The sequence below is a fragment of the Cupriavidus sp. L7L genome, from assembly GCF_004353535.1.
Lineage (GTDB): Bacteria > Pseudomonadota > Gammaproteobacteria > Burkholderiales > Burkholderiaceae > Cupriavidus > Cupriavidus oxalaticus_A.
The window spans coordinates 1-9839 of sequence record NZ_SMNY01000056.1 but is presented as its reverse complement, the minus strand read 5'-3'; the positions used below and the strand labels follow the sequence as shown (position 1 = coordinate 9839).

Annotated in this window: 12 protein-coding genes; 5 read left to right on the top strand and 7 right to left on the bottom strand. The window is 68.9% G+C overall.

Annotated features, from left to right (window positions below; genetic code table 11):
• Positions 1–428 (top strand): T6SS immunity protein Tli4 family protein (locus E1J61_RS34085; RefSeq protein ID WP_243737092.1); only part of this gene is annotated, 428 nt, incomplete at its 5' end.
• A gap of 19 nt (positions 429–447) precedes the next feature.
• Here E1J61_RS34085 and E1J61_RS34080 read toward each other — a convergent pair.
• Genes E1J61_RS34080 through phnG form a run of 7 tightly spaced genes read right to left on the bottom strand, consistent with a single transcriptional unit; the run spans position 448 to position 6377 of the window.
• On the bottom strand, positions 448–1656 hold the full coding sequence (locus tag E1J61_RS34080; RefSeq protein WP_133098236.1) for an alpha-D-ribose 1-methylphosphonate 5-triphosphate diphosphatase: 1209 nt from the start codon (positions 1654–1656) through the stop codon (positions 448–450).
• Between the two features lie 24 nt (positions 1657–1680).
• On the bottom strand, positions 1681–2418 hold the full coding sequence (gene phnL, locus E1J61_RS34075) for a phosphonate C-P lyase system protein PhnL (protein WP_133098235.1): 738 nt from the start codon (positions 2416–2418) through the stop codon (positions 1681–1683).
• Positions 2419–2423: 5 nt separating this feature from the next.
• Positions 2424–3200: a phosphonate C-P lyase system protein PhnK gene (gene phnK / locus E1J61_RS34070; RefSeq protein ID WP_133098234.1), complete on the bottom strand. Its 777-nt coding sequence runs from the start codon at positions 3198–3200 to the stop codon at positions 2424–2426.
• Positions 3197–4099: an alpha-D-ribose 1-methylphosphonate 5-phosphate C-P-lyase PhnJ gene (locus E1J61_RS34065; RefSeq protein ID WP_133098233.1), complete on the bottom strand. Its 903-nt coding sequence runs from the start codon at positions 4097–4099 to the stop codon at positions 3197–3199. Before E1J61_RS34065 ends, phnK begins: the two co-directional genes overlap by 4 nt.
• Positions 4096–5259 (bottom strand): carbon-phosphorus lyase complex subunit PhnI, encoded by a 1164-nt coding sequence (locus E1J61_RS34060; RefSeq protein WP_133098232.1) that lies wholly within the window; start codon positions 5257–5259, stop codon positions 4096–4098. Before E1J61_RS34060 ends, E1J61_RS34065 begins: the two co-directional genes overlap by 4 nt.
• A gap of 1 nt (position 5260) precedes the next feature.
• Entirely contained in the window at positions 5261–5875 is a 615-nt protein-coding gene (gene phnH / locus E1J61_RS34055; protein WP_133098231.1) for a phosphonate C-P lyase system protein PhnH, read from the bottom strand.
• Position 5876: 1 nt separating this feature from the next.
• Complete coding sequence (phnG, locus tag E1J61_RS34050) at positions 5877–6377, bottom strand: phosphonate C-P lyase system protein PhnG (RefSeq protein ID WP_133098230.1); 501 nt, start codon at positions 6375–6377, stop codon at positions 5877–5879.
• A gap of 173 nt (positions 6378–6550) precedes the next feature.
• Between phnG and phnF the strand changes: the two genes are divergently transcribed.
• The 4 genes from phnF to phnN all read left to right on the top strand — a co-directional run.
• Positions 6551–7285 carry a phosphonate metabolism transcriptional regulator PhnF gene (gene phnF, locus E1J61_RS34045; RefSeq protein WP_133098229.1) on the top strand — a complete coding sequence of 245 codons (735 nt, stop codon included), beginning with the start codon at positions 6551–6553 and terminating at the stop codon, positions 7283–7285.
• 69 nt (positions 7286–7354) lie between these two features.
• Positions 7355–8557, top strand: coding sequence for an alpha-D-ribose 1-methylphosphonate 5-triphosphate diphosphatase (locus E1J61_RS34040; RefSeq protein ID WP_133098228.1), 1203 nt, complete (start codon positions 7355–7357; stop codon positions 8555–8557).
• Positions 8554–9276, top strand: coding sequence for a DUF1045 domain-containing protein (locus E1J61_RS34035; RefSeq protein ID WP_133098227.1), 723 nt, complete (start codon positions 8554–8556; stop codon positions 9274–9276). Before E1J61_RS34040 ends, E1J61_RS34035 begins: the two co-directional genes overlap by 4 nt.
• A partial coding sequence (gene phnN / locus E1J61_RS34030; RefSeq protein ID WP_133098226.1) for a phosphonate metabolism protein/1,5-bisphosphokinase (PRPP-forming) PhnN occupies positions 9273–9839 on the top strand: 567 nt, incomplete at its 3' end. The genes E1J61_RS34035 and phnN, both read left to right, overlap by 4 nt.

The window sequence follows — 9839 nt, the reverse complement described above, 5'->3', positions numbered from 1 at the left end:
GCGCGGACGGTACCCACGATTTCGAGTGGGAAGCGGTCGGCAAGGAGCGCACCACCCTGCATCCGTCATCCATTGGCGCAAAGATGTACACAAAGGTGGCAGCCAACCGCATCGGCGCCGCGGACGAGGCGTCGCTGAGCGACGATGAGGCCGTGGCCCTGTGGGACCGGCTCCTGGGCGGGCTGCGTTTCCGTGTCGATGCGCCGCCGACGCAGACCGGCAAGCCTGTCACGGTGCGCTCGGGGCAGGTCGTACCGCGCTCAGGCATGTGGCGTGCCTCGCTGCCGTCCGGCCACCCCCTGGCGGCGTGGGTGGCCGGCAAGTCCGGCGTGGTGCGGCAGGCTGGGACGCCGATGATCAGTTTCGGGCTATCGCCGTCAGATGAAGCAAAGGTGGTCTGGACGTGGATGGGAGAGGCCAGCACATGAACGCATGCCGCGCCGATGGTCAGGCCAGCGCGTGGATCTGCGGTCGCCGGGACGTACCCGTAGCCTCGGGCTGGCCGCCACGGTACCCCGCCGCGAACACCATGCGCCCCCCAGACCATGTATGGGTGACCATCGGCTGGCCGGCCACGCTGGCCACGGCGATCACGTCGGCGCGCAGCCCTGGCGCCAGCCGGCCACGGTCACGCAGCAGGGAGGCTTCCGCGGGGTTCGCCGTCACCAAGGCCAGCGCTTCGTTCAGCGGCAGCTCGGCCTGCCGGGCGGCGGCATAGGCCGCGGCGATCAGCGTTGACGGCTGGTAGTCCGAGCACAGGATGGTGCCGACGCCGGCATGGATGGCGTCGATCGCGCGCATCGAGCCGCTCTGGCTCTTGCCGCGCAGCACGTTGGGTGCGCCCAGGATGGTCGGCAGTGCCTGTGCGCACGCGGCTTGCGCGGTCTCCAGGTTGATCGGGAACTCGCTCATGCGCACGCCCAGCGCCTGCATGGCGGCGATGCGCTGCGGCGAATCGTCGTCATGGCTGGCGGTCGGGATGCCGAGGCGGTGCGCCTGAGCCACCAGCCGGTTGACGCGTTCATGCGCGCCGTCCAGCGCGGCGGCCTTCTTGTCGGCGGCGTCGGCGGCTTCCTCGCGGGTCATGCCGTGGTTGCCCATCATGTAGGCGAGGTAAGCGTCCAGCGTCTTGAACTGGCCCTGGCCCGGCGAGTGGTCCATCACCGACAGCAGGTCGACTACGCCCTCGGCCATCAGCATTTCCAGTACGGGCACGGCGCTGGAATCGGTCACTTCATAGCGGCAATGGATGCGGTTGTCGACCAGGCTATCGCCGCGGAACGCCGCTACGGCGCGCACCAGCGTGGCCGCGGTGTCGACGTTGCGCACGCCGAAGTGGTTGCCGGCAAAGGAAAGCGCATGGTACGGCGTGGTGATCCCGGCCGCGGCATTGCGGCGGTCGACCTGAGCCACGGCGAAATCCAGCGGGAACAGCACGTTGGCGCGCGGTTCCACCTCTTTCTCGATGGCATCGCAATGCACGTCGATCAGCCCGGGCATCACGGTGTGGCCGCGCAAGTCGATCACGTCGGCATTTGCAGGCGCGGCGCCCGGTTCGATGGCGGCGATATGGCCGTCCTCGATCAGCAGCGCGCTGTCGTGCAGCACGCGGTCGGGCAGTACCAGGGTGGCGTGCGTCAGGTAGGTTGCGGTCATGTCCGGCTCCGTTGTTCTGGACAGTTACTGGCAGTTGGGGGCGAGGGCGGTGGCGGGCTGCAGCGGCAGCAGGTGCGTGGCCACGGCGTCGCGTACCGCCTCGTCGTGGAAGATGCCGATCAGCGCGCGGCCGTCGGCCAGTGCCTCGCGGATCAGTTCGACCACGACCGCGCGGTTGTCGGCGTCGAGCGACGCGGTCGGCTCGTCGAGCAGCAGGATCGGGTGCCCGCCGATCAGGCCGCGGGCGATGTTGACGCGCTGCTGCTCGCCGCCGGAGAACGTGGCAGGAGGCAGGTCCCACAGCCGGCGCGGCAGGTTGAGCCGTGCCAGCAGCACCTCGGCGCGGGCGCGCGCTTCTTCATGGCTGGTGCCGCGCTGCTGCAGCGGATCGGCCACCACGTCCAGCGCCGACACGCGCGGGATCGCGCGCAGGAACTGGCTGACATAGCCGATCACGTCGCGGCGCAGCTTCAGCACGCGCTGTTCGGGGGCGTGGTTCAGTTCGACCCACGGTTCGCCGTCGGCGCTGGTGTCGCGCAGGCGGATGCTGCCTTCGGTGGCGAGGTAGTTGCCGTAGAGGCAGCGCAGCAGCGTGCTCTTGCCGGTGCCGGACGGACCCGACAGCACCAGGCATTCGCCGCGCGCGGCGTCGAAGTCGATCGCGTTCAGCACCGGCAGGCGGATGCCGCCCTGGTTGTGCAGCGTAAATATCTTGCCGAGGCCGCGGACCTCGACCAGCTTCTGTGCATTGTCTGCTTGCATCGTCGTCAGCCTTGCAGGATGGAAGAGACCAGCAGCTGCGTGTAGGGATGCTGCGGATCGTCGAGGATCTGGTCGGTCAGGCCTTGCTCGACCACGCGTCCGCCCTGCATCACCAGCGTGCGGTGCGCCAGCAGGCGCGCGACGGCGAGGTCGTGCGTGACCAGCACGGCGGCCAGGCCAAGGTCGGAGACCAGCCGGCGCAACAGGTCGAGCAGGCGCGCCTGCACCGAGACATCGAGCGACGCGGTGGGCTCGTCCATGAACACCAGCCGCGGATGCGTGACCAGGTTGCGCGCGATCTGCAGGCGCTGCTGCATGCCGCCCGAGAACGTGCCGGGGACGTCGTCGAGTCGGGCCAGGTCGATCTCCATTTTCTCCAGCCAGCTGCCGGCGACTTCGCGCAGGTTGCCGTAGTGGCGCTCGCCCACGGCCATCAGGCGCTCGGCGATATTGGCGCCGGCGCTGACCTGCATGCGCAGGCCGTCGCGGGCATGCTGGCGCACGAAGCCCCAGTCGGTGCGTGCCAGCAGCCGCATGCGTGCGCTCGACAGCGTGGCCAGGTCGGTCAGGCCGCATTCGCGCATGTCATAGCTGACGCTGCCGCGCTGCGGCGGCGCCTGCATCGACAAGGCCTGCAGCAGCGTGCTCTTGCCGGAGCCGGATTCGCCGACCACGCACAGCACTTCGCCGGGATAGAGGTCGAAGCTGACGTCATGGCAGCCATGCAGGCCGTCCCAGGTGCGCGTCAGGTTGCGCACCGACAGCAGCGGGGTCGTGCTCATCGTGCACCTCCCGCGGCTTGCGTGACTGCCTGTTCCGCCTGGCGGTCGGCGCAGTACTCGGTGTCGGAGCAGACGAACATGCGCGTGCCCGCATCGTCGGTGATGATCTCGTCCAGGTAGCTGTCGGTGGCGCCGCATTGCGCGCAGCAGCTCGTCCATTTCTCGACCGTGAAGGGATGGTCGGCGAAATCCAGGCTCTTTACCGAGGTATACGGCGGCACGGCATAGACGCGCTTCTCGCGCCCGGCGCCGAACAGCATCAGCGCGGGGCTGCGGTCGAGCTTGGGATTGTCGAACTTGGGAATCGGCGACGGCCGCATCATGTAGCGCTGGTTGACGATCACGGGATAGTCGTAGGTGGTGGCGATATGCCCGTGATGGGCAATGTCTTCATAGAGCTTCACGTGCATCGCGCCATACTCCGACAGCGCGTGCATGGTGCGGGTCTCGGTCTCGCTCGGCTCCAGCCAGCGCAGCGGCTCGGGGATAGGCACCTGGAACACCATGGTCTGGCCCGCGCGCAGCGGCGTTTCCGGAATGCGGTGGCGGGTCTGGATGATGGTCGCCTCGGCGGTACGCTCGGTGGTCTGCACGCCGGTCACGCGGCCGAAGAAGCGGCGGATATTGATGGCGTTGGTGGTGTCGTCCGAACCCTGGTCGATCACCTTGAGCATGTCGGGCTTGCCGATGATGGCCGCGGTGACCTGGATGCCGCCCGTGCCCCAGCCATAGGGCAGCGGCATTTCGCGGCTGCCGAACGGGACCTGGTAGCCGGGGATCGCCACGGCCTTGAGCAGGGCGCGGCGCAGCATGCGCTTGGTCGATTCGTCGAGGTAACCGAAGTTGTAGTGCTCGTCGCGGGCGATGCCCGTGGCGGCGGATGCGTTCGCGGCGGTCATGCCAGCGTCTCCTCTTGCGGCTGGGGCCGTGGATGCGGTTCGGGGTGCGCGGCTTGCGTGGCTTGCGGTTCGGCCTGCGCGGCGGCGTCCGTGCCTTCCTGCTCGGCGCGCAGGCGGCGCAGCAGTTCCAGGTTGGCCTGGAAGTCCACGTAGTGCGGCAGCTTCAGGTGCTGCACGAAGCCGGAGGCCTCGACGTTGTCGCTGTGGTACAGCATGAATTCGATATCGTTGGCCGGGGCGTCGGCGGCCTCGCCGAGTTCGGCGGCACGCATCGCGCGGTCGGTCAGTGCCATCGACATGGCCTTGCGCTCGTTGTAGCCGAACACCAGCCCGTAGCCGCGCGTGAAGCGCGGCGCTTCGTCGGCGTTGCCGGTGAACTGGCTGACCATCTGGCATTCGGTCAGCTCGATTTCGCCGATCGTCACGGCGAAGCCGAGTTCTTCGACGAACAACTCGACCTCGGCGGTGCCGTAGCGGATTTCTGCGGCGAACGGGTGCGAGTTGCCGTAGCCACGCTGCGTCGAATAGCCCATCGACAGCAGGAAGCCTTCATCGGCGCGCGCCAGGTTCTGCAGGCGCGCGGCGCGGCTGGCGGGGAAGGTCAGCGGCTCGCGCGTCAGGTCGGGCGGGGCGGGGTCGCCGGCGGGGATCTCGTCGGCTTCGACCAGTTGTTCAGCCTCGAGCAGCCCGGTCACGCGCGGCATGCTGGCGGGCAGCGGCTCGGCCGAAGGCGGCAGCGGTGCGGGATCGCGGCCGGCTTCGAGCGAAAAGTCCAGCAGGCGCTGCGTGTAGTCGTAGGTCGGCCCGAGGACCTGCCCGCCGGGCACGTCCTTGAAGGTCGATGAAATCCGGCGCTGCAGGCGCATCGCGCCGGTATCGACCGGCACGGTATAGCCGAAACGCGCCAGCGTGGTCCGGTACGCGCGCAGCAGGAACACCGCTTCGATCTGGTCGCCGGCGGCCTGCTTGAGCGCCAGCGCGGCCAGCTGCGGGTCGTACAGCGAGCCCTCGGCCATCACGCGCGACACGGCCAGCGGCATCTGCTCGCGGATCTGCGCCAGCGTCAGCTCGGGCAACGCCGTGTCGCCGCGGCGGTAGGCGTCGAGCATCTGGTAGGAATTCAGGATGGCGCGTTCGCCACCCTTGACGGCTACATACATGTCAGGACTCCATCTGCGTGGTGCGCGTCAGCGCGCAGAACCGGTCGCCGCTGGCGAGCAGCAGGTCGACGCCGAGCGGAAAGCCGACGTTGTTGGCGCGCCAGGCGCCGCGGAAGCCGGCCGGCAGGCCGGCTACGCGCAGTGCTTGCGTGTGTTCGATACCGGGGCCGCGCAGCGTGAAGAGGTCGCCGTCGTCGAGCGAGGCGACTTCCACCAGCAGCGTGGCCGAACGGTCCGGGAACGCGGACTCGCCCTGCGCGCAGTCCGCCAGCGCCGGCATGGCGTGGCCGGCGGGCACGCACACGAAGGTGGCGGCGCGGAGGTCGTCGGTCAGCGGGCAGCCGCAATGGAAGCGCAGGAATGCCCGTGCGGCGAGGGGAACGCCCGCCGGCAGCCACACCGGGGTGTCGGGATCGGCCAGTGTCAGCAGCAGCGCGGCGAGCGCCGGCGACAGGCCCTCGGGCAGGCCGGTGGTCGCCGGCAGGGACTGGACTTGTCCGGGATGGGCAAAGGCATGCAGCGTGGCGCGGAACACCAGCTGGGCGTCGTCGACCGGGTTGTCGAAGCCCGGCACCAGCGAAGTGGCGGCGGACAGCATGGGTTGGGTTGAAATCATGTCAGTCCTCTCCCCGGACCATGGTGAAGAACTCCACGCGGGTCTGCGCGGCGGTCGCTGCCTGCCGGGCTGCGCTTGTGGCATGGGCATCGGCCAGCGGCGCCAGCACCGCGTCGTGCACGCGCTGGTGCCAGGCCGGCCGCTGCAGCAGCGCGTCCAGCACCGCCGCCTGCTGCGCGTGTTGCGTGCTGCGGCCCTGTACATAGGCAACGCCTACGGTGCCGCCGGCACCGTCGTCATCCAGCACGACCGCGCAGCGCGTGACCGTGATTTCGCCGAGGTTGAACTGCGCTCCGGTGCCGCCGGCACGCGCGCGCACCATCGCCATGCCGGACTCCGGCTTGCGCAGCAGGCGCCACGCGGGCAGGGCCGCTGCCTGGCCCAGCCGGGCATAGGCCGCGTCGAGCGCCTCGGTTGGCGCCATCGCCAATACCCGCAGCCACGCAGCGCGGGCCGGGTTCGCATCGGTCGTTGCCGGACCGGCGGTTTCGCTTTGCATCATCACCCCTATACGTCTATACGTTTAGATGTCACAACGTGAACACGCCGCTACTAGACCACAGGCAGATGAACGTTTCGTGACGCTGCCCGGCATTAGTCGGGCTCCGTGCCATGCCGGAATAACTCGGGCACAATCGCATGGCAACAATGAACGCTTGATGACAAGAGGGCAGGATGTCTGATCGGGAAGTAGAACGGGGTTCCGGCGTGGCGGTGTGGCGCCAGATCGGCGAGGCGCTGGCGGAGGACATTCGCAACAAGCTGTACCAGCCCGGCGAGCAGCTGCCGCCGGAGCCGGAGCTGGCGACACGATTCGCCGTGAACCGGCACACCATCCGGCGCGCCATGGGTGAGCTGGAGCTGAGCGGACTGGTGCGCATCGAGCAGGGCCGCGGCACCTTCGTGCAGGAGCATGCGATCGACTACGCGATCGGCCGGCGCACGCGCTTTTCGCAGAACCTGGCCGCGCAGGGCATGCGCGGGCATACGGAGATCATCGGCTGCCAGGAGCTGCGCGCGCCGGAGATCGCACGCCACCTGGGCCTGGCACGTACTGCGACGGTGCTGCACGTGCAGATGCTCGGGCGGGCCGAGTCCCGCACCATCGACGTTGCCGAGCATTATTTCGATCCGAAGCGCTTCCCCGGCATCGACGAGGTGTTGCGCGCGCAGCAATCGGTGTCGCGCGCGCTCGCGCAGTTCGGCATCGCGGACTACACCCGCAAGTGGTCGCGCATTACCGCCGCGATGCCGAGCGCCCCGGTGGCACGGCTGCTGAACCAGCCCAAGACGCGCCCGGTGCTGCAGGTGGAGGCGCTCAACGTCGATATCGACGGCGCGCCGGTGCAGTACAGCGTAACGCGCTTTGCCGGGGATTGGGTGCAGCTGACGGTTTCGGACACCGACTGACGTTGCACGGACGCCGCGCGCATTGGTCTAGACATCTGCTTGTCATTTGCCGGCGCTAACGTCCCGTCCATGCATACGATCATTCCAACCCAAGCGCCGCAACTGAGCGGCATCACGGGGCGCCGCGTGCTCGGTGCAGCGGGCCTGGGGCCGGCTACACTAGGCTGGCGCGATGGCACGGTGGTCCAGCATGCGCCTGCATCCGGCTTATGGATCGACGCGGGCGACCTGCTGGTGCTGCCTGGCATCGTCGATATCCATGGCGACGCTTTCGAGCGCGCGGTCATGCCGCGACCGGGCGTCAGTTTCCCTTACGCGGGTGCGCTGCTCGACGTGGACCGCCAGCTGCTGGCAAACGGCATCACCACCGAGTTCCATGGGGTGACCCTGTCATGGGAGGGCGGGCTGCGCGGCGAAGCATATGCGCTGCGCATGTTCGAAGCGCTCGCGCAGCTACGCCCCGTGCTGGGCGCCGAGCACAAGGTGCATCTGCGCTTCGAGGCATTCCACCTCGCCGGCATCGATACGGCGCTGGCCTGGATCGCCGACAGGCGCATTGGTCTGCTCGCCATCAACGACCACTTGCCGATGATGGCGCGCCGCATGGCCGACGAAGGCAAGCTGCGCCAATACGCGGAACGCGCCGAGTGCGACGTCGAGACCTTCCGCCGGCACCTGCGTGCGGCCAGCGCCAATGCGCAGGAAGTGCCGGAGGCGATGGCGCGCCTGATCGCCGCGGCGCGCGCGGCAGGGCTGCCGGTGGCTTCGCATGACGACCCGGACGTGGCCACGCGCCAGCACTACCACCGCCGCGGCTGCCGTATCGCCGAGTTTCCGCTGACCGTCGACGCCGCCACGCTGGCGCGCCAGCTGGGCGACGACATCGTGTTCGGCGCGCCCAACGTGGTGCGCGGCACCAGCCACACCGGCGCACCCAACGCGACCGAGATGGTCGCCGCCGGCCTGTGCACGGTGCTCGCTTCCGACTATTACTACCCGGCGCCGCTGCAGGCGGCGCTGCGCCTGGCGCAACTGTGCGTGCTCGAATTGCAGGGTGCGTGGCACCTCGTGTCGCGCAACCCTGCGCGCGCCGCCGGACTGCGCGACCGCGGCACGCTCGCCGCGGGCCTGCGTGCCGACGCGATCCTGGTCGACGACCGGCAGCCCGGCGCGCCGCGCGTCTGCGCCACCATCGTCAATGGCGAACTGAAGCATGCCGCAGCGATGCCGCCGCTGGTCGATCTTGCCGACGCCGGTACACTGGCGGCATGACCATGCACGCACACCGTTACGCGATCTACCTGGCGCCGGGCGAGCCGTTCCGTACCTTCGGCAGCCAGTGGCTCGGCCGCAATGCCGATTCCGGCGCCGCCGCGCCCATGCCGCCCGGCTTCACTGCGCCGCCGTCCGAGTGGGTGCGGGCGCCGGCCCACTATGGCCTGCATGCCACGCTGAAGCCGCCGTTCCGGCTTGCCGAGGGCACCGACGCCGCGCAGCTCGACGCCGCCGCCCGTGCTTTTGCGCGCGGCCGCGCAGCGTTCGACACGCCGCTGGCGTTGCGCTCGCTGCGGGGCTTTGTCGCATGGTGCCTGGCCGAAACGTCGCCGCCGATGCAGGCGTTGGCCGATGCCAGCGTGGTGGCATTCGAGCGCTTCCGGGCTCCGCCGGCCCCGGCCGAACTGGCCCGACGCGTGCCGGAGCAGCTGAGCGCGGCACAGCGCAAGATGCTCGATGCGTGGGGCTATCCGTATGTGTTCGAGACCTTTGTCTTCCACATCACGCTGACGGGCATGCTCGATGCCGCCAGCGAGGCCGCCGCGCTGGCACGGCTGTCGGCGGATAGCGGCAAGCTGCTGGAAACGCCGCTGCATGTCGATGGCATCAGCGTGTTCGTGCAGCCGCAGGCGGGCGACGACTTTATCGTCGGGCGCCACTATGGCTTCGATGGCGGTATCGATGATGGCGCCGGTGCGGCGTACCTGGACGCATGAATACGGGAATCAAGACTGACGGCAGTGGCCTGTTCTACGTAATGGGGCCGTCCGGCAGCGGCAAGGATTCGCTGCTGCGCGCGCTGCGCGAGCGCTTGGGTCCAGAGGATCGCGTCGTGGTGGCGCATCGCTATATCACGCGCGAGGCCGATGCCAACGAAGCGTCGGTGGCCCTTAGTCCCGATGAGTTCCGGCGCCGCCAGGCGCTTGGGTGCCTGGCGCTGAACTGGCACAGCCATGGGCTGCACTATGGCATTGGCGTCGAGATCGAGCAGTGGCTCGCCGCAGGGCTGACGGTGATCGTCAACGGATCGCGGGAGTACCTGCCGCAGGCGGTGGCGCGCTATCCCAAGCTTTGCGCGATCCATGTACGGGTCAAGCCAGAGGTGCTGGCTGCGCGGCTGCGTCAGCGTGGGCGCGAGTCAGAAGACGCCATCGCGCGGCGGCTGGTGCGTGCGGTGCAGGCGTTTGATGTTCCGGATGGGTGTTCGTTGGTGGAGATTGATAACAGTGGGGCGTTGGGGGCATCGGCGGAGGTTTTGGCGCGGGTGGTGGGGGTAGGG